18 protein-coding genes are annotated in these 18,678 nt (G+C 73.3%); 11 read left to right on the forward strand and 7 right to left on the reverse strand.

Annotated elements, in window-relative coordinates; genetic code table 11:
- Nucleotides 1-203 precede the first annotated feature (203 nt).
- From LXN57_RS21625 to LXN57_RS21635, 3 genes are read left to right on the forward strand one after another with little or no spacing between them, the layout of a single operon-like run.
- Nucleotides 204-1,838 (forward strand): ABC-F family ATP-binding cassette domain-containing protein, encoded by a 1,635-nt coding sequence (locus LXN57_RS21625; protein ID WP_251799985.1) that lies wholly within the window; start codon nucleotides 204-206, stop codon nucleotides 1,836-1,838.
- A 60-nt stretch (nucleotides 1,839-1,898) separates the two neighbouring features.
- On the forward strand, nucleotides 1,899-3,203 hold the full coding sequence (locus tag LXN57_RS21630) for a neutral zinc metallopeptidase (RefSeq protein WP_251799986.1): 1,305 nt from the start codon (nucleotides 1,899-1,901) through the stop codon (nucleotides 3,201-3,203).
- Nucleotides 3,204-3,212: 9 nt separating this feature from the next.
- Nucleotides 3,213-3,683 carry a molybdenum cofactor biosysynthesis protein gene (locus LXN57_RS21635; RefSeq protein WP_251799987.1) on the forward strand — a complete coding sequence of 157 codons (471 nt, stop codon included), beginning with the start codon at nucleotides 3,213-3,215 and terminating at the stop codon, nucleotides 3,681-3,683.
- A gap of 14 nt (nucleotides 3,684-3,697) precedes the next feature.
- On the opposite strand, the gene LXN57_RS21640 is transcribed toward LXN57_RS21635, so the two are convergent.
- A complete protein-coding gene (locus LXN57_RS21640) occupies nucleotides 3,698-4,600 on the reverse strand; it encodes a DMT family transporter (RefSeq protein WP_251799988.1) in 903 nt (300 codons plus the stop codon).
- A 282-nt stretch (nucleotides 4,601-4,882) separates the two neighbouring features.
- Here LXN57_RS21640 and LXN57_RS21645 point away from each other — a divergent pair, with 282 nt between their 5' ends.
- From LXN57_RS21645 to LXN57_RS21655, 3 genes are read left to right on the forward strand one after another with little or no spacing between them, the layout of a single operon-like run.
- Complete coding sequence (locus LXN57_RS21645; protein WP_251799989.1) at nucleotides 4,883-5,902, forward strand: LLM class flavin-dependent oxidoreductase; 1,020 nt, start codon at nucleotides 4,883-4,885, stop codon at nucleotides 5,900-5,902.
- A gap of 44 nt (nucleotides 5,903-5,946) precedes the next feature.
- The gene (locus tag LXN57_RS21650; RefSeq protein ID WP_251799990.1) at nucleotides 5,947-7,473 is read left to right on the forward strand and encodes an Hsp70 family protein; all 1,527 of its coding nucleotides are present in this window, start codon (nucleotides 5,947-5,949) and stop codon (nucleotides 7,471-7,473) included.
- A 9-nt stretch (nucleotides 7,474-7,482) separates the two neighbouring features.
- Complete coding sequence (locus LXN57_RS21655) at nucleotides 7,483-7,914, forward strand: GNAT family N-acetyltransferase (RefSeq protein ID WP_251799991.1); 432 nt, start codon at nucleotides 7,483-7,485, stop codon at nucleotides 7,912-7,914.
- Here LXN57_RS21655 and LXN57_RS21660 read toward each other — a convergent pair.
- Nucleotides 7,911-8,702 carry an SMI1/KNR4 family protein gene (locus LXN57_RS21660; protein WP_251799992.1) on the reverse strand — a complete coding sequence of 264 codons (792 nt, stop codon included), beginning with the start codon at nucleotides 8,700-8,702 and terminating at the stop codon, nucleotides 7,911-7,913. The two genes, LXN57_RS21655 and LXN57_RS21660, sit on opposite strands and share 4 nt — an antisense overlap.
- Between LXN57_RS21660 and LXN57_RS21665 the strand changes: the two genes are divergently transcribed.
- Nucleotides 8,701-9,732, forward strand: a complete 1,032-nt coding sequence (locus LXN57_RS21665) for a sialidase family protein (protein WP_251799993.1) — start codon at nucleotides 8,701-8,703, stop codon at nucleotides 9,730-9,732. The two genes, LXN57_RS21660 and LXN57_RS21665, sit on opposite strands and share 2 nt — an antisense overlap.
- Here LXN57_RS21665 and LXN57_RS21670 read toward each other — a convergent pair.
- From LXN57_RS21670 to LXN57_RS21690, 5 genes are all read right to left on the reverse strand, one after another.
- A complete protein-coding gene (locus LXN57_RS21670) occupies nucleotides 9,720-10,268 on the reverse strand; it encodes a tetratricopeptide repeat protein (RefSeq protein ID WP_251799994.1) in 549 nt (182 codons plus the stop codon). The two genes, LXN57_RS21665 and LXN57_RS21670, sit on opposite strands and share 13 nt — an antisense overlap.
- The gene (locus tag LXN57_RS21675; RefSeq protein ID WP_251799995.1) at nucleotides 10,265-10,711 is read right to left on the reverse strand and encodes a hypothetical protein; all 447 of its coding nucleotides are present in this window, start codon (nucleotides 10,709-10,711) and stop codon (nucleotides 10,265-10,267) included. Before LXN57_RS21675 ends, LXN57_RS21670 begins: the two co-directional genes overlap by 4 nt.
- Nucleotides 10,711-11,271, reverse strand: a complete 561-nt coding sequence (locus tag LXN57_RS21680) for an RNA polymerase sigma factor (protein WP_251799996.1) — start codon at nucleotides 11,269-11,271, stop codon at nucleotides 10,711-10,713. The genes LXN57_RS21675 and LXN57_RS21680 overlap by 1 nt, the downstream gene beginning before the upstream one ends.
- The gene (locus LXN57_RS21685; RefSeq protein WP_251799997.1) at nucleotides 11,187-12,362 is read right to left on the reverse strand and encodes a S8/S53 family peptidase; all 1,176 of its coding nucleotides are present in this window, start codon (nucleotides 12,360-12,362) and stop codon (nucleotides 11,187-11,189) included. Before LXN57_RS21685 ends, LXN57_RS21680 begins: the two co-directional genes overlap by 85 nt.
- 120 nt (nucleotides 12,363-12,482) lie before the next feature.
- On the reverse strand, nucleotides 12,483-13,082 hold the full coding sequence (locus tag LXN57_RS21690) for a TetR/AcrR family transcriptional regulator (protein ID WP_251799998.1): 600 nt from the start codon (nucleotides 13,080-13,082) through the stop codon (nucleotides 12,483-12,485).
- Nucleotides 13,083-13,143: 61 nt separating this feature from the next.
- Between LXN57_RS21690 and LXN57_RS21695 the strand changes: the two genes are divergently transcribed.
- The 4 genes from LXN57_RS21695 (at nucleotide 13,144) to LXN57_RS21710 (ending at nucleotide 18,670) form a co-directional block, all read left to right on the forward strand.
- Entirely contained in the window at nucleotides 13,144-14,307 is a 1,164-nt protein-coding gene (locus tag LXN57_RS21695; RefSeq protein ID WP_251799999.1) for an acyl-CoA dehydrogenase family protein, read from the forward strand.
- A gap of 69 nt (nucleotides 14,308-14,376) precedes the next feature.
- The gene (locus LXN57_RS21700; protein WP_251800000.1) at nucleotides 14,377-15,579 is read left to right on the forward strand and encodes an acetyl-CoA C-acetyltransferase; all 1,203 of its coding nucleotides are present in this window, start codon (nucleotides 14,377-14,379) and stop codon (nucleotides 15,577-15,579) included.
- Nucleotides 15,579-17,594 carry a 3-hydroxyacyl-CoA dehydrogenase NAD-binding domain-containing protein gene (locus tag LXN57_RS21705; RefSeq protein WP_251800001.1) on the forward strand — a complete coding sequence of 672 codons (2,016 nt, stop codon included), beginning with the start codon at nucleotides 15,579-15,581 and terminating at the stop codon, nucleotides 17,592-17,594. Before LXN57_RS21700 ends, LXN57_RS21705 begins: the two co-directional genes overlap by 1 nt.
- Nucleotides 17,591-18,670, forward strand: coding sequence for a CaiB/BaiF CoA transferase family protein (locus LXN57_RS21710; protein WP_251800002.1), 1,080 nt, complete (start codon nucleotides 17,591-17,593; stop codon nucleotides 18,668-18,670). Before LXN57_RS21705 ends, LXN57_RS21710 begins: the two co-directional genes overlap by 4 nt.
- Nucleotides 18,671-18,678 lie beyond the last annotated feature (8 nt).

The raw sequence follows: 18,678 nt of genomic DNA on the forward strand, positions 1-18,678 counted from the left end.
CGGCAACCACACCAACCACGACGTCCCAGGCCTGGCCAGCCGCCCAACCACCCAACACCGCAACCGGCGGCAACCACACCAACCACGACGTCCCAGGCCTGGCCAGCCGCCCAACCACCCAACACCGCAACCGGCGGCAACCACGACACTCCCAGGCCCGGCCAAGACCGCCCTCTCGCTGCCTCCCCTAAGATGACCCCGCGATGAGTGCCACGTTGATTGCCCGGGATCTCGCCGCTGGGCACGGCGACCGCGTTCTGTTCTCCGGCCTCGACCTGGTGGTAGCCCCAGGCGACGTCATCGGCCTGGTCGGGGTGAACGGCGCCGGCAAAACCACCCTCCTGCGCACCCTGGCCGGACTGGTGCCGGTCGAGAGCGGCACAGTCACCCTGAGCCCGCCCACGGCGAACGTCGGCTACCTCCCGCAGGAACGGGAGCGCCGCGAAGGCGAGACCGTGCGCGGCTTCTTGGCCCGGCGCACCGGCGTCGGGCCCGCCCAACTGGCTCTCGACAGGGCCACCGAAGCCCTCACCGAGGGGCGGCCGGGCTCGGACGACGAATACTCGGGCGCGCTGGAGCGCTGGCTCGATCTGGGTGGCGCCGATCTGGAGGAGCGGGCCGAGCAGGTGGCGGCTGACCTGCACCTCACGGTCAGCCTCGACCATGCGATGACTGCGCTCTCGGGTGGGCAGGCCGCCCGGGCCGGCATGGCTTCGCTGCTGCTCAGCCGGTATGACATTTTTCTGCTCGACGAACCTACCAACGACCTCGACCTGGACGGGCTGCGGCGGCTGGAGCGGTTCGTGGGTGGGCAGACCAAGGGGACGCTGCTGGTCAGCCACGACCGGGAGTTTCTCACCCGTACTGTCACCAAGGTTCTGGAACTTGATCTGGCTCAGCAGCAGGTGAACCTGTTCGGCGGTGGCTACGGCAGCTATCTCGAGGAGCGGGAGCGCGGGCGCCGGCACGCGCGGGAGCAGTTCGAGGAGTACTCGGACAAGAAGGAGGATCTGCTCGAACGCGCCCGCACCCAGCGTGCCTGGATGGACAAGGGGGTGCGCAACGCGCGGCGTAAGGCTCCCGACAACGACAAGATCGCCAAGCATCAGCGGGGCGAGACCAGTGAGAAGCAGGCGGCCAAGGCTCGGCAGACCGAGAAGATGATCGAGCGGCTGGAGGTGGTCGAGGAGCCGCGCAAGGAGTGGGAGCTGCGGATGGAGATCGCCGCGGCGCCGCGGTCGGGATCGGTCGTGGCGACTCTGCGCGATGCCGTGGTGCAGCGGGGGGACTTTCGGCTCGGGCCGGTCACGGTGCAGATCGACTGGGCCGACCGGGTGGCGATCACCGGGGCGAACGGGGCCGGCAAGTCCACCTTGCTGGGGGCGATGCTGCAGCGGATCCCGCTGTTCGAGGGCAGCGCGCACCTCGGGGCGGGGGTGGTCGTCGGTGAGATCGATCAGGCTCGGGGGCTTTTCCTGGGCGAGAAGTCGCTGATGGTGGCGTTCGGGGAAGCCGTGCCGGAGCTGAGCGACGCCGAGGTGCGCACCCTGCTGGCCAAGTTCGGGCTGCGTACGTCGCATGTGCCGCGGCCGGCGGCCAGCCTGTCGCCCGGTGAGCGCACCCGGGCGGCGCTGGCGTTGCTGCAGGCCCGGGGCGTGAATCTGCTGGTGCTGGACGAGCCGACCAACCACCTCGACCTGGCCGCCATCGAGCAGCTCGAATCTGCCCTGGCGTCGTACCAGGGAACGCTTCTGCTCGTCACGCACGACCGGCGCATGCTGGAGGCGGTGACGGTCACCCGCCGTCTGGAGGTGGCCGACGGTAAAGTCACAGGTTGAGAACCCATCAATGTGGGGAAGCACCGTGGCGCAGGCCGGGATCTCGACTGGGAGTGGCCCATGGCTACGAAACGTCTGTTCACCACCGCGCTGGTCGCGGCGATCGGCCTGCTCGGCGGGTGCTCGATCGTGGACATTCAGGAGGAACGCCAACAGGGCCGGCCCAGCGGCGACGTAGTCACGTCGGCCCTCAAGGACGTCGAACGGTTCTGGGCGGCCAACTTCGGGTCAGTGGCTGAGGGCGCCGAGTTCGTGCCGGTGCAGGGTGGCAAGTTCCCGTACACGGAGAACGATCCGCCTCCGCCGTGCGGCGGGCAACCGAGCGAGTACCAGCCGAACGCCTTCTACTGCCCGCCGGACGACTTCATCGCCTGGGACGCTCAGCAGTTGATTCCGGAACTCCAGGAGACGTACGGCGAACTGCTGGTCGGCTTTGTCATGGCGCACGAGTACGGGCACGCCATCCAGGCCCGGATCGGCCCCGGGAACCAGCCGACCGTGGTGCTGGAGCAGCAGGCCGACTGCTACGCCGGGGCGTGGCTGGCGGACGTGCTGGCCGGGAAGTCGTCGGCGTTCAAGGAGGTGACACCGGCCCAGCTCGACGACACCGTCGCCGGCATGCTGTCGCTGCGGGATCAGCCCGGCACGTCCGCGCTGGCCGAGGGCGCGCACGGCAACGCGTTCGACCGCATCCGCGCCCTGCAGGACGGTGTGGACGAGAGTGTGACCACCTGCGCCGGCTACCGCACGAACAACCTGCCGGTCACCGAGGTGCCGTTCACCACCCGGGAGGACGCGGCGAGCGGCGGCAACCTCAGCTACGACGACGCGGTCAGCGCGCTGGCCGACGACGCCCAGAAGTATTGGCAGAAGACGTACCCGCGGCTGACCGGCCAGGCCTGGGCCGACCTGGCGATCCAGCCGTTCCGGGCCGGTGAGCCGCCGGACTGCGCGCAGCCGGACGCCTCGGCCGAGGGCGCCGCGTTCTACTGCCCGGACGGCGACTTCGTGGCTTTCGACAGCACCCGGCTGGGCCCCGCGCTGCACCAGCGGATCGGCGACTTCGCGATCGGCATGCTGCTGGGCGACCTGTTCGCCCGGGCCGCGCAGACCCGCCGCAGCCAGCCCACCCGCACCGAACAGGGCCAGCTGACGGTCGACTGCCTGGCCGGCTCGTGGACGAACGACCTGCTGCTGCGGGACCCGAAGAGCGGCCTGACCCTCTCCCCCGGCGACCTCGACGAGGCCGTGCAGGCGCTGCTGGCGTTCGGCCGCAGCACCGAGGGCAGCGGCCCGACCGCGTTCGAACGGATCGGCGCCTACCGCGAGGGCACCCTCGAAGGGCTGAGCGCCTGCACCGACTAAGATCGCCGGATGCCGGTGATCGTGGAGCTGCTCGCGTCGCCGGTGCACCGGTTCGAGGGGCGCCCGTCCGACGGGCCGGCGCCGGCCCCGCCCGGTGAACTCGTCGATCACGTGCGGGTGCGGGCCGGGCTCGGCATCGTCGGCGACCGCTACTTCGGGCAGGCGGCCCACCGCGACGCGAGCGTCACGGTGATCAGCCAGGAGTCGCTGCCGCCGGGCGCCGGCCTGGCCGCCGTGCGCCGCAACGTGCTGCTCGCCGGTCTGGCGGTCGACGACCTGATCGGCTCGGTGCTGACCCTCGACTCGGGCGACGGGCCGGTGCGGCTGCAGGTCAACCAGCGGGCCCACCCGTGCGCGTGGATGGACGTGACGGTCGGCCCGGGCGCGTGGAAGGCGCTGCGCGGCAAGGGCGGCATCCGCTGCACCCCGCTCGATGACGGCATCCTGCGGGTCGGACCGGTGCGGGCGACCGTCGGCTGACATGCCGGCTCGGCTCAGCGCCGGGCGCTGAGCCGGCTCTCCACCGCGAGGGCGACGATCAGCAGCACCGCGCCCGCCCCGCCGGCCAGGGCCAGCCGCTCGCCCAGGATCAGCACGGCCAGGGCCGTGCCGACCAGCGGTTCCAGCAGCGCCATGAGGGCCGCGGTGCCGGGCGCGGTGGTGCGCAGGCCCCGGAAGTACGCGGCGTAGCCCAGCGCCGTCGGGCCGAGCCCGAGCAGCAGGAGCAGGCCGACCGAGGCCGGGGTCGCGGTGAAGCTGAGCCCGCCGGCGACGGCCAGCGGGGCCAGGGCGACCGCGCCCAGGGTGAAGCCGAGACCGGTGGAGGCCAGCTCGTCGAGGCCCTCGACCGGGCGCGCGCCGACCAGGGTCATGGTCGCGAAGCCGGCGGCGGCCAGCAGCGCGAAGCCGGTTCCGGTCAGCATCCGGCCCAGGTCGAGACCGTCCGCCGGCACGCCGACCAGTAGTCCCAGTCCGGCCAGGGCCAGTGCGGCGGTGCCCACCGCCCCCGCGGTGAGCCGTCGGCGGCCGGTGACCGCCTCGGCCAGCAGCACGAGCACCGGGGCGGCGCCGATGGTGAGCAGGGTGGCCAGGCTGACGGTGGTGTGCGCGACGGCCGCGAAGTAGCAGGCCTGGAACTCGGCGGCGAGCAGGCCGACCACGACGATCCGGGTCCGGGCGGCGCGTCCGCGCGGGACGGGCTGCCGGGTGAGGACGAGGAAGGCGACCAGCAGCAGGCCGCCGACGCCGAGCCGGCCGGCGGCCACGCCCAGCGGGGACAGGCCGCCCTCGCGGGCCAGCAGGGTGCCGGTGAGACCGCCGGCGCCCCACAGGCAGCCGGCGACGATCAGAGGGACGAGTCCATGGGTGGCCCGACGGGCCGGGGTGATGACAAGCACGGGTTATCGCTCCTGCGACGAAGGAAGACATGGTCGCGGAAGCGGGACGAACGAGCCCGGTGAGGCGCCGCCGCGCGGAGAGGGTCGCGCGGAGGATCAGGAAGCCGTCCCGCTCAGGAGCGGGGCGGGGAGAACGCGATCGGGCGGCGCATGGGGTCATCGTAGCGGCACGTCCCCGGGCCGGCACGCTGCGCACCGCCTCCGGCGGACGGCCGTAGCGCGTACGAGAAAGGTCCGTGACCGGCGGGAATCGCCGGACCACCGGCGGGGTTGGGGCCAAGCGTGAAGAAGAAGATCGGGTTCCTGTCGTTCGGGCACTGGCGCGCCGCCACCGGGTCGCAGACCCGCACGGCCGGCGACTCGCTGCTGCAGACCATCGAGCTGGCCGAAGCCGCCGAGGAGCTCGGCGTCGACGGCGCGTTCGTGCGGGTGCATCACTTCGAGCGGCAGCTCGCGTCCCCGTTCCCGCTGCTGGCCGCGATCGGCGCGCGCACCTCGCGCATCGAGATCGGCACCGGCGTGATCGACATGCGCTACGAGAACCCGCTCTACATGGCCGAGGAGGCGGCGGCGGCCGACCTGATCAGCGGCGGGCGCCTGCAGCTGGGCGTGAGCCGGGGATCGCCGGAGACGGTGCTGCGCGGGGCCGAGGTGTTCGGCTACGTGCCGCCGGAGGGCGCCACCGCCGCCGATCTGGCCCGGTCCAAAACGGAGATCTTCCTGGACGCGATCTCGGGCGCGGCGGTGGCTCGCACCGACCCGGCGCGCACCGGCGTCAGCGGCGGGCTGGCGATCCAGCCGCAGTCGCCCGGCCTGCGCGAGCGCATCTGGTGGGGCGCGGGCACCCGGGCCACGGCGCAGTGGGCGGCCGGCATCGGCGTGAACCTGCAGAGCTCGACGCTGCTGTCGGAGGACACCGGCGTGCCGTTCGACGAGTTGCAGGCCGAGCAGATCTCGCTCTACCGCGCGGCGTGGGCCGAGGCCGGTCACGACCGGGAGCCGCGGGTGTCGATCTCGCGCAGCGTGCTGCCGATCACCGAGGAGATCGACCGCGTCTACTTCGGGCGGCAGGAGAACGAGGACCAGGTCGGTCTGCTCGAGGGGGTCCGGTCGCGCTTCGGGCGTACGTACGCCGGAGAGCCGGACCAGATCGCGGCCGAGCTCGCGGCCGACGCCGCCGTGCGGGCCGCCGACACGATCCTGTTCACCGTCCCCAACCAGCTCGGCGTGGCCTACAACGCCCGGATCCTCGAGACGATCACCCGGCACATCGCCCCGGCCATCGGCTGGTCACGCGCGTAATCAAGCGCAGCGCGACGGCGTGATCACGTGGCACTATGCCTGGCATGACCATGTCGGCACGGGCATGGCGGGCCGGGATCAGCATCGGCACCGCGCACACGGTCGCGATGCTGCGCGCGCCGGGCACGCTTCCCCGGCCCATCCTGGCCGGCGGGTCGCCACTCATGCCGTCGTCGGCCGACCCGGTCTATCCGGGCCACCGTGATCCGCTGCTCCCGGGCTCGCCGCTGCCGCGGCACCTGGCCCGCGTCGCCGTCGAGGTGCGGCGGGCAGCCGGCGCCGACGCCGTCGAGACGACGGTGGCCTGCCCGCCCGAGTGGGCGGCGCCCCGGCGGGCCGCCCTGGCCGACGCGGTGAGCCGCACCGGATTGACCGGCGTCGAGGTCGTCGGCGAGACGGTGGCGGCCGCCGCCCTCCTCGGTGAGCGGCTCGCCACCGGCAGCACGCTACTGGTGGTCGACGCGGGCGCGAGCAGCTGCGACGTCGGCCTGGTGCGGCGCACGGCCGGCGGCTACGTACAGGCCGGCTTCGAGACGCTCCCCGACACCGGCGGCATCCGGCTCGACGTCGACCTCGTCACGCTGGCCGGCGCCCGGATAGCCGAGCACGACCGGACAGTCTGGCACCGCCTGGACGACCCGCTGACGCCGGTCGACCGGGCCGCGCGGCTGCTGCTCCGGGAAGAGGCGCGGGCGCTGAAGGAGCGGCTGTCGTCCGACGAGTCGGCCTCGTTCACCGTGCCGCTGGCCGACACCGAGCTGACGGTCACGCGGACGGAATTCGAAGCTCTGGCCCGGCTGGTCCTCCTGCGCGTCGTCCAGGCGGTGACCGGCATGGGACCGGCCTCGGCCCTGCTGGTGGTGGGCGGGGGCAGCCGCATCCCGCTGCTGCGCGCGCTGCTCGAGTCGGCGACCGGGCTCGAACCGATCACGGTGCGACAGCCCGAGCTGGCCGTGGCCGAGGGATGCGCGCTGCTGCCCCGGCTCGAGGCGCCGCTGCCCGTCGTCCCGCACCGGGCGGCGCCACCGCCGGTTGCCGCCCCGCGATCGCCGATGCCGCTGCCACCGGCATCGGGGACGCGGGCGCGAGCCTGCCTCCACGTGGCGGGGGCTGCCACCCAGTTCACCCTCCCCACGGAGCGCGCGGTGCTGATCGGCACGGCCCTCACCGCGGATCTGCGGCTGACCGATGCGTACGCCAGCCGCCGGCACGCCGAGGTCAGCTGGTCCGGCGGCCGCCACTGGGTCGCCGATGCGGGCAGCACGAACGGCACGAGTTTGAACGGCCACCGGGTGGGGCAACCCGAGCCGCTGCGCGCCGGCGATGTCATCGGCGTCGGCAAGACGCGGCTGACCTACGCCACCGCCCCCGCGACCGACCCTTCACCGGCCGAGGACCCGGGCACCCGGCGGGGGGCCGTGGCAGTCATCGCAGCCGGCGTCGGGCTGGCGGTGGCCGGCCTCGGGTGGTGGCTGCTCTCGGCGTACGCCGCCCTGGTTGTCGGTCTGAGCGCGCTGGCCGTGGGGCTGGTGCTGCTGGCGGTGGGCGTGGCCCGGATCGGGAGGGGGTGACCTGTGGACGTGGAGCTCGCGCGCGACGCCGGCGGAGTGCGGCGGCTGGTCGACGAGGCGTTCACGCACTACATCCCGCGCGTCGGCGGCAAGCCGATGCCGATGCTGGCCGACTACGACGAGCTGGTCGGCGCGGGCCGCTGCTGGGTGGTGGCCGGCGGCGGCGAGCTGCTCGGGATGGTACACCTGGAGGCGCTCGACGACCACCTCGAGGTGGTGACCGTCGCGGTGGCGCCGGCGGCCCAGGGGCGCGGCATCGGCGCGCGGCTGCTGGCGTTCACCGACGAGCGGGCACGGGCGCTGGGCCTGCCCGAGGTGCGGCTCTGCACGAACGAGGCTATGACCGAGAACATCGCCTACTACCCTCGGCGGGGCTTCCGCGAGGTCGGGCGCTCGACGGAGCAGGGCTTCCGGCGCGTCTTCTTCGCGAAGAAACTCTAGTCCTTGCCGAAGTCGAACTCGAACGTGCCGGACTCGATCCGCGCGATCAGCTGCGAGACGTCGGCCGACTGGCGGAACGTGGTGTTCCAGCCCTCGCTGGCCAGGCCGGCCAGCAGCACGGGGGCCGGGTCGTGCCGCAGGTCGAGCACCAGCTGCTCGCGCGAACCGTCGCCGCCGATGATGGCGATGCCGGGGTGGCCGGCCACGGAATCCTGCCAGGCCCGGTGGATCTCGAGCATCTCGCGCGGGGTGTGCAGCCAGACGTACGCGCCGCTCGCGGTCAGCCAGCCCCGGCGGAGCCACGACGGGGACTGCAGGTGCTCGCGCCACGCTGCCGGCAGCGGCCGCCCGAGAGCGGCCTCGGCCTCGGCGAACTCGTCGTCGCCGACCGGCCCGCGATAGTCGGCCTCTTCGACGATGGCGCCGGTGATGTGCTTGTTGAACTCGTCGACCTCGTCGGCGGCGATCTCGACGACGTCGCCGCGGCCGTCGACACCGGCCCGCTCGACCTCGAAACGTGTCACGTAGCCGACGCCCTCGGCGGGCACGTGCTGCTCGCGCGCGAGCCGCGTGGCCTCCCGCCGGTCGGCCACCGCCACCAGGTCGGCCCGCGGCCACGCCCGCCAGCCCGACCCGGCGACTTCGTCGAGTTCGGCCTGTCCGGTGGTCCGCCAGAGCGTGACTGTGCTGTCGATGGCACCGACTCTACCCGCCGGGGGCGGGGGCCACAGCCGGTCGCGGGAACGGTTAGATGGGTGCGGACACGCCGAACTTGGAGGTTTGAGCATGCCGACGCCGTTCACTGTGGCCCGGGCCCGAGACGGTCTGCTGGCGCACTTCCCCGACATCGTCAAACTGGCCGACGGCCGCCTGCTGGCGGGCTACCGCGAGGGTACGGCCCACGTGCGTTCGGACGGGCGGATCAGCCTGGTCGAGAGCGCCGACGACGGCCGCACCTGGTCGGAGCCGCGGGTGGTGGTCGACGGGCAGTGGGACGACCGCGACCCGAAGCTGGGCGTGCTGGCCGACGGCACCGTCCTGCTGAGCTACTTCGTGATCAACTGGAGCACCAACCCGCCGCTGCACTCGACGTACGGCACGTTCGTGCACCGCAGCACCGACGGCGGCCGCACCTGGAGCGACGCCATCGAGGTCGGCACCAACATGATCCACGAGAACGGCCGCTACCACCCCGCCGTGCCGACGTGGGCGGCCTCGCACGGCGCGGCCACCCAACTGCCCAACGGTGACGTGCTGCTGCCGCTCTACGGCCGGCTGCCCGGTCGCACGTGGATGCAGGCGACGGTCGTCCGCAGCACCGACGGCGGCCTGACCTGGCCGGCCGACAGCGAGGTGCTGCTGGCCGAGGACGAGGCCGGCGGCATCCACTTCCAGGAACCGACGCTGACGCTGCTCGACGACGGCGAGCTGGTCGCCCTGATCCGGACGACGGACAACCGGGCGTACCTCAGCCGCTCGGCCGACGGCGGCCACACCTGGACCGAGAAGCAGCCGACCGACATGCCGGCGTCGTCGCACCACGCGCTGCCGCTGAGCTCGGGCGAGGTGCTGGTGACCTACGGCGACCTGTCGTCGCGGTGGGTCGAGCACCGCGAGACGGTGGGCCGGCTCGTCCGCGACCCCCGCAAGACCTGGGACGGGTACGGCGACGTGCAGCTGTACGACTCGGGCCACGCCGACCAGGCCAACCCGTCCAGCGTGGAGCTGGCGCCGGGCCGGTTCCTGACGCTCGGCTTCGACGTCAACGAGGCCACGGTGATCGGCTTCTGCACGACGCTCGACGACTACCCGGCCTGACCCCCGCCGAGGCACACGAAGCCGGTTCCCGCGGCCGCCCCGGCCAGGGCCGCCGCGGGCGACCGGCCGGCCACCAGCGCACGGTGGAAGCGCACCGCGTGGCTGAGGTCGGCACGGGCGGCCGCCACCCGGCCCGCGTCCGGGTGCACCAGGCTCCGGTTGTTGAGGGCCTTGATCAGATCGAGCGGCTCACCGGCGGCCACCAATCCGGCTATCGCACGGTCGAACTCCGGCAGCGCGCGTTCCCCGCGGCCGTTGCGGTGCAGCAGCACCGCCCGCTGGGCGTACAGGACGGCCCGGGCCGCTTCCGGCAGCAACGGCTCGGCCTCGTCGAGCAGGCGGAAGCCGAGGTCGACCCGGCCCCGCTCGCTCTCGGCCCAGGCCAACGTGACGAGCACCCGGCCTCGTACGGCATCGGAAGCGGTCAGCCGCAGCGCCGCCCGCAGCCGGCGCACCGCGAGAGCCGGCCGCCCGTCCTCGCTGGCCTCGACCCCGGCCGCGTACAGCCGACCGGCCCGGCCCTCGAGCAGCGTCACAGCAGCAGCGATGGCGTCACCACCCGGGCGGTGCCGTTGTCGCCGTGCACCAGCAGCTGGGCCAGGCCGTGCGGCACCTCGTCGAAGACGAACCGGCCGGTGTCGTCGGCCGTCACCGTGCGGGCCGGAGCCGGTTCGGGCCGGCGCAGCTCGACTCGCAGCGCGGCGCCGGGGGCGAGCCAGCCGTCGATCCGGACCAGGTTGTCGGGGCGATCGACCACGGTGATCATCACCGAGCGGCTGTCGGCGTCGAACGTGATCGTGCGGGTGCGCTCGCCCGCCGCCCGGGCGCCCGAGCCGACCAGCGTCTCCTCAGCCCGGTGAGCCACCTCGGCTTCCGGCGAACCGAGCTCGACGGCGAACAGGACCCGGTCGTCCAGGTCCGGTGGGGGTGGGTCGAAGCGCGCGATCCGGTCGAGGATCTCGGCGTCCAGGGGATCCATCACGCGCCCCAGGTGGGGTCGGCCAGCAACATCTCGCGCAGCTTGGCCAGGCAGCGGCCGCGGGTGGGCCCGATGCTGCCGTGCGGCATCCCGAACGCCTCGGCGATGGCCGAGTAGTCGGGCCGGGACACCTGCGCGACGATGCCGAGCAGGTCGCGGCAGCGTTGCGAGAGCCGGGAGAAGTGGGTCCACAGCACCCTGTCCCGCTCGTCGGTGAGCAGGCGCTGGTCGGGCGGCGGGCCGGGGTCGGCCACGCCGTCGAGCGCGAGCGCCCCGTCCGGCACGTCGCGCCGGCCGCGGTGCCGGCGGTGCCACGCCTCGCGGCGGGTGGCCGTGATGAGCCAGGCGGTCACGGCCCGGGGCGTACGGATCTCGTGCAGCCGCCACAGCAGTTCGAGCCATGAGGTCTGCACCACGTCGGCCGCGTCCTCGGCGGTCAGTCCCTGCCCGCGGGCGACCCGCCACAGCACCGGGTTCAGCTCGCGCACCAGCTCCTGCAGCGAGTCGCGGTCGCCGTCCCGGGCCCGTTCGAGCAGCGCGCCCAGGCGCACGTCAGACATGGCCGCGGTCGACCTGCGGCCGGGCCAGGTCGGCGGCGAAGGCGGCGGCCGCGAACGACGTGCCGCTCCACTTGACCCCAGCGTCCTTCGGAGCCGTCGACGGCCGCGCCGGGCAGGATGCCCACGACGTCGACGCCGTCGCGGTAGCGGTTCACCCAGTCGCCGTAGTTGCTGAAGTCGGCGTGGTAGCGGCCGAAACCGGCGCCGACCGCGATCACCGCCTCCGAGGCGGCCGGCTTCACCTCCTTGTCGGTGTGGTCGTTGCCGGCCGAGGCGACCAGCGGGATGCCGGCGTCGGTGAACGGTTTCATCGCGTTCTCGACGTCGGCGAACGGATCGGGGTCGTCGGGCTCGCGTCCGAACGCCATGCACACCACGTCGACCGGGCGGCCGGCGCCCAGGTCGGGGCCGGTCAGCCCGGCGTAGTCGGACAGCCAGGACAGTGCCTCGAGAACCCGGGACTCCTGCACCTTGCCCCGGTCGTCCATCACCTGCAGCGAGAGGATCCGCGCGCTGGGCGCGGCGCTGCGGATCAGCCCGGCGATGAAGGTGGCGTGCCCGGCGTCGCGGCCCGGTCCCTCGCCCGGCGAGAACACCGGCAGCATCCGGGGGAACGGCCGCGGCCGGTCGACCTCTTCGGCGTGGATGACGAACGGGTCGTCGGGCGTGCCGACCCGGATCCACGGATGCTGTTCGACCCCGGTGTCGAGCAGGGCGATCACCGGGCGGCGCAGGCCGGCGGGAAGCTTCTCCCACGGGGGCCGGGGCGGCTTGTCCGCCTCCAGCAACGCGAGTTCCGACCAGGTGAAGCCGTGTCCCCAGTGCTTGCCCATGAACTCCCAGCCGCCGACGTGCAGGTTGTCGAGCCGCAGATCGAGGCCCGAGCCGCACAGCGCCTCGAACGCCGGCACCGCCTGGCCCTTCTCGACCGTGACGATCCTGCGGGCGCCGGCGCGGCGTCCGGGCGCTACGAAGGGCCGGCCGAGGCCGTCCCGGTCGAGCCGGTCGTTCAGTTCTTCGACGTCGACCTCGCCGCCGATCGTGAGGGTGTCCGCGCTGTATCGATCCTTGTCGAGCTTGGTGTCAGCCATGTCAGGCTCCGGGAACGAGAGGTTTGGGTACCCGTGACGGGTGTGAGCGGAGCACGCAGATACCCATCGTTCCCACGGGAGCGATCCCGCACAGTCCGTCGATCGGCTGGACGCGGACCACTAAGCGTCCGGGAAGACCTGCTCCACCATGGTCAGCAGGGTGGCGGCGAGCAACCGGTGCACCTGGGCCCGGGTGAGCACGCCGCGTTGCAACCACTCGCTGGCGGTCGAGACGGCCAGGCCCACATAGGACCGGGCCATCGCGTGCGGGGCCGGGCCGGGGGCCGGGTGGCCGACAGCGTGCAGCACGGCGTCGGCCGCGGCGTCGATGGCCTCGGCGATCACCCGGTCGACGTCGGTGTCGCCGGCCATGCCGCCGGCGGTGATCGCGGCCAGCCACGAGCGGCTGTGCCGGGAGACGACGTCGAGGAACCAGGTGACGATCGCGTCGATCCGGGTCGGCAGGTCGCCCTCGGGCAGCCCGGCGATGGCCACCCCGGGCACGGTCAGCATGACCCGGATGACCTCGAGGTAGAGGTCTTTCTTGGTGCCGAAGTAGTGGTTGACCAGCCCGCGGGCGACGCCGGCGCCGCGGGCGACGTCGGTGGTGGAGACGTCGGCGTAGCCGCGTTCCCCGAACAGGCGCACGGCCACGGACAGGATCTGCGCCCGCCGCGCGTCCGGTTCCAGCCGCCGGCGCGGTCCCGCCTGCACACTCACGGCGATGACCTTACGGCAAGTCATTGTTGACACTGCGCCAACAAGTCGAAAGGGTAGGACGATGCCCACCCCCGGACTGGACGGGTACGCCCCGGCGTGGCTCGCGCCCGAGCACGAGGCCCTCGCCGAGCTGGCCCGCGACTTCTTCGTCAACGAGGTGCTGCCCCACGCGGCCCGCCATGAACAGCAGGGACATCCCGACCGCGAGCACTATCGCGCGGCAGGCAAGCTGGGCCTGCTCGGGCTGAGCGTGCCCGAACAGTACGGCGGCGGGGGTGGCGACTTCACCCACGAGGCGGTGCTGCTGCACGAGCAGATGGCATGCGGCGAGGGCAGCCTCGGCCTGGCGGTGCACAGCGGCATCGTGACGGGCTATCTGGTGGCGTACGGGAACGAGGATCAGAAGCGGCGGTGGCTCCCCGGTCTGTGCTCGGGCGAGCTGGTCGGCGCGATCGGCATGACCGAGCCCGGCGGCGGCTCCGACCTGCAGGAGATCCGGACCCGCGCAATCCGGGACGGGGACGACTACCTGGTCAGCGGGTCGAAGACCTTCATCACCAACGGCGGCCTGGCCGACCTGCTGATCCTGGCCGTCAAGACCGACCCGTCGCAGCGGGCGGCCGGCATCAGCCTGCTGGTCTGTGAACTCGGCGACGACCGGCCCGGCTTCCGGCGCGGCCGGCTGCTGGAGAAGATCGGCCTGCACGCCAACGACACCGCCGAGCTGTTCTTCGACGACTTCCGCGTGCCGGCGGCCAACCTGCTCGAGACCGAGGGCTCGGGCTTCCTCCAGATGATGCGCCAGCTGCCCCAGGAACGCCTCGTCATCGGCGTGGGCGCGGTGGCGGCGATGCAGCGCGCGGTCGAGCTTTCCACGGCGTACGCCAAGGAACGGACCGCCTTCGGCAAGCCCCTGATCGGGCACCAGAACACCCGGATGGTCCTGGCCGACTGCGCGACCCGGACGAGGGTGTCGCGCGTGTTCCTGGACGACTGCGTCACCCGGCACACGAGAGGGGAACTCGACGTCGCCACGGCCGCGATGGCCAAGGCCTGGCTCACCGAGGGCCAGTGCGAGGTGGTCGACCGCTGCCTGCAGATCTTCGGTGGCTACGGGTACACCACGGAGTACCCGATCGCCCGGATGTACGCCGACGCGCGCGTGCAGAAGATCTACGGCGGCACGAACGAGATCATGAAGGAGCTGATCGCCCGTGCGCTGTAACGCCCCGCGGCGGAAAACAGAGACCAAAACCATGGGTAACGCCCCGCGGCGGAAAACCGAGGCCAAAACATGAACGAGGCTTATGTGTACGACGCGTTGCGCACCCCCCGGGGGCGGGGCAAGCCGGACGGCGCGCTGCACGGCGTGAAGCCGATCTCGCTGGTCACCGGCCTGCTCGGCGCGTTGCGGTCCCGGCAGCCCCGGCTCGACCCGGCCCGCATCGACGACCTGGTGCTCGGCATCGTCACCCCCGTCGGCGAGCAGGGCGGCGACCTGTCGCGCGCCGCCGCGTTGCTGGCCGGCCTGCCCGACACGGTCGCCGGCGTGCAGCTCAACCGCTTCTGCGGCTCCGGCCTCGAGGCGGTCAACCAGGCCGCGGCCCGCGTCCGCTCCGGCTGGGAACACCTGATCGTGGCGGGCGGCGTCGAGTCGATGTCGCGCAACCCGATGGGCTCCGACGGCGGCGCCTGGTTCCTCGACCCCGAAACGGCGTTCGCCACCGATTTCGTGCCGCAGGGCGTCAGCGCCGACCTCATCGCCACGCTCGAGGGCTTCACCCGTGAGGACGTCGACACGTACGCCGTGCAGTCGCAGGACAGGGCGGCCAAGGCGCAGGCCGGCGGGCACTTCGCCCGGTCGGTCGTGCCCGTCCGCGACCCCAACGGCCTCGACATCCTCACCGCCGACGAGCACCCCCGGCCCGGCACCACGGTCGAGGGGCTGGGCCGGCTCCGGGCCTCGTTCGCGCGCACCGAGTTCTTCGACTCCGTCGCCCTGCGCAAGTTCGGTTGGCTGGAGAGGATCGAGCACGTCCACCACGCCGGCAACTCGTCCGGCATCGTCGACGGCGCGGCTCTCGTGCTGATCGGCAGCGCCGAGGCCGGCGAGCAGCTGGGTCTCACCCCGCGCGCCCGCATCGCCGGCGCCGCGGTCACCGGCGCCGACCCGACGCTGATGCTCACCGGGCCCGGCCCGGCCACCCTCAAGGCGCTGGCCGTGGCCGGCCTCACCCCGGCCGACATCGACCTGTACGAGATCAACGAGGCGTTCGCCGCGGTGGTCCTGAAGTACGTCCGCGACCTCGGCCTCGACCCCGAGCGGGTCAACGTCAACGGCGGCGCGATCGCGCTCGGGCACCCGCTCGGCGCGACCGGCGCGATGCTGCTCGGCACCGCGCTCGACGAGCTGGAACGGCGCGACCAGCGCCGGGCCGTGGTCACCCTGTGCATCGGCGGCGGCATGGGCGTCGCCACCGTCCTCGAGAGGCTCTGATGATCACGTACGAGCGCGACGGCGACGGCGTCGTCACCCTCACCCTCGACGACCCCGGCCAGTCGGCCAACACCATGAACGCGACCTACGTGTCCGCCATGACCGCGGCCGTCGACCGCCTCGAGGCCGAGCGCGAGCAGGTCACCGGCGTGATCGTGACCAGCGCCAAGACGACGTTCTTCGCGGGCGGCGACCTGCCCACGATGGCCCGCGCCACCCCGGAGGACGCTCCGGCGCTGTTCGAGTTGCTCACCACGATCAAGCGCGACTTCCGGCGGCTCGAGACGTACGGCCGCCCGGTCGTCGCCGCGATCAACGGCGCCGCGCTCGGCGGCGGCCTCGAGGTGGCGCTCGCCTGCCATCACCGCATCGCGCTCGACACGCCGGGCACCCGGCTCGGCTTCCCCGAGGTCACGCTCGGGCTGCTGCCGGGCGCGGGCGGCGTCACCCGCACGGTCCGCATGCTCGGCCTCGCCCCGGCGCTGACCGTCTGGCTGCTCACCGGCCGCCGGCTGCGCCCGGCCGACGCCCGCGACAACGGCCTGGTCGACGACGTCGTGTCCACGCCGGACGAGCTGCTCGCCCGGGCCCGCGAGTGGATCGCCGCCAACCCCGGCGCGGCCCAGCCCTGGGATCGTGAGGGTTACCGGATGCCCGGCGGCACACCGTCGTCTCCCCAGCTCGCCGCGCAGCTGCCGGCCTTCCCGGCCACCCTGCGCCGGCAGCTCAAGGGCGCCTCCCTGCCCGCGCCCGAGAAGATCCTGGCCACCGCGGTCGAAGGCGCCCAGGTCGACTTCGAGACCGCGCAGGTCATCGAGACCCGCCACCTGATCACCCTGCTCACCGGTCAGATCGCCAAGAACCTGATCGGCGCCCTCTTCTTCGACCTGCGCGCGGTCAACGGCGGTCTGGCCCGGCCCCGGGCCGAGGTGCCCCCGGCCCGCAGGGTCGCGGTGCTCGGCGCGGGCATGATGGGCGCCGGCATCGCCCTGGCCTGCGCCAAGGCCGGCCTCGACGTGGTCGTCATGGACGTGACACCCGAGCTGGCCGCGCGGGCCGCCCAGCACGAGCGGATCACCACCACGGCCGAGGTGGCCGGCCTGGCCGGTTGCGACGTGGTGATCGAGGCCGTCTTCGAGGACCCCGCGCTCAAGCGAGCCGCCTTCGCCGAGGTCGAGCCCGTGCTCGCGCCGGGGGCGCTGCTGGCCTCGAACACCTCCACGCTGCCGATCAGCGGGCTCGCCGAGGGCGTCGAGCGGCCGGCCGATTTTGTCGGCATGCACTTCTTCTCCCCGGTCGGCCGGATGCCGCTGCTCGAGATCGTCGTCGGCGCGGCCACGAGCGACGAGACGGTGGCGCGGGCGTTCGACCTGGGACGGCGCATCGGCAAGACGCCGATCGTGGTCAACGACGGGCGCGGCTTCTTCACCAGCCGGGTGATCGGCCGGTTCATCGACGAGGCGATCGGCATGCTCGCCGAGGGGGTGCCCGCGCCGGCGATCGAGCACGCGGCGCTGCAGGCCGGGTATCCGACCGGTCCGCTGGCCCTGGCCGACGAGGTCAGCCTCACGCTGGTGCAGCACATCCGCCACCAGACAGCGGCCGCGGCCGGGCCGGCCTTCGTCACGACACCCTCCCACGCCGTGGTCGACGCCATGGTCGACGAGCACGACCGGCCGGGCCGCGCGGCCGGGCGCGGCTTCTACGCGTACGAGGAAGGAAAGCGCACCGCCCTCTGGCCGCACCTGGCCGGCATGGCCACGGCCGAAGGCCGCGCCGTGCCGTTCGACGACCTGAAGGACAGGTTCCTGTTCGCGGAGGCGATCGACGCCCGCCGCTGCCTCGACGAGGGTGTGCTGCGCACCGCCGAGGACGGCAACGTCGGCTCGATCCTGGGCATCGGCTATCCGGCGTGGACGGGAGGGGTGCTGCGCTTCGCCGAGCAGCACGCCGACTTCCGCGGCCGGGCCCTCGCGCTCGCGGCCCGCTACGGCTCGCGCTTCGAGCCCGCATGACGGCCCTTCAGGGGGTACGGGTCGTCGAGCTGGCCGGTCTCGCGCCGGGCCCCTTCGGCTGCATGATCCTGGCCGATCTGGGCGCCGACGTCGTGCGCGTCGACCGGCCGGGCGGGCCGCTCCTGCCCGACGGCCCGCTCGACCGGGGCCGGCGCACGGTCACGCTCGACCTGAAAACCGAGGCGGGCCGGGCCGACTTGATGCGCCTCGTCGAGCACGCCGACGTCCTGGTCGAGGGCTACCGGCCCGGCGTCGCGGAACGCCTCGGCTTCGGACCCGCCGAGTGCCGGACGATCAACCCGGGCCTGGTGTACGCCCGGATGACCGGCTGGGGCCAGGACGGGCCCCTGGCCGAGCGGGCCGGGCACGACATCGACTACATCGCCGTCGCCGGAGCCCTCGAGCCGCTCGGCCGGGCCGGGCAGCGCCCGCACGCGCCGATCAACCTGCTGGGCGACTTCGCGGGCGGCGGCATGCTGCTGGCGGTCGGAGTGCTGGCCGCGCTGCTGGAACGCACCCGGTCCGGGCTCGGGCAGGTGGTCGACGCGGCCATGGTCGACGGGTCGGCGCTGCTCACCACGTTCCTGCACGGCATGATCGGCGGCGGCGCGTGGCCGGGCGGGCGGGGGGCCAACCTGCTCGACGGCGGGGCGCCGTTCTACGACACGTACGAGACGGCCGACGGCGGGTTCATGGCCGTCGGGGCGCTCGAACCGCCCTTCTACCAGGCTCTGCTGAGCGGACTCGGGCTGCAGGACGAGGAGCTCCCCGGCCGGGACGACCAGTCGGGCTGGCCCGAGCTGCGGGACCGCTTCGCGTCGCGCTTCGCGTCCCGGTCCCGCGACGAGTGGACGGAGGTGTTCGCCGGCCTGGACGCCTGTGTGGCACCCGTCCTCTCCCCCGCCGAGGCGCCCGCCCATCCGCACAACCGGGCCCGGCGTACGTTCCTCGACGTCGCCGGGGTCACCCAGCCCGCGCCGGCGCCGCGCTTCGGCCGTACGCCCGCCCGGGAACCGCAACCACCCGCGGCCGCGACCGTCGCCGAGGTCCTCGACGACTGGACCGCGCGGAACTGATCGGCGGT

Origin of the sequence: Paractinoplanes hotanensis, from assembly GCF_023717965.1 — a bacterium.
In the GTDB taxonomy this organism is placed as follows: Bacteria; Actinomycetota; Actinomycetes; order Mycobacteriales; family Micromonosporaceae; genus Actinoplanes; species Actinoplanes polyasparticus.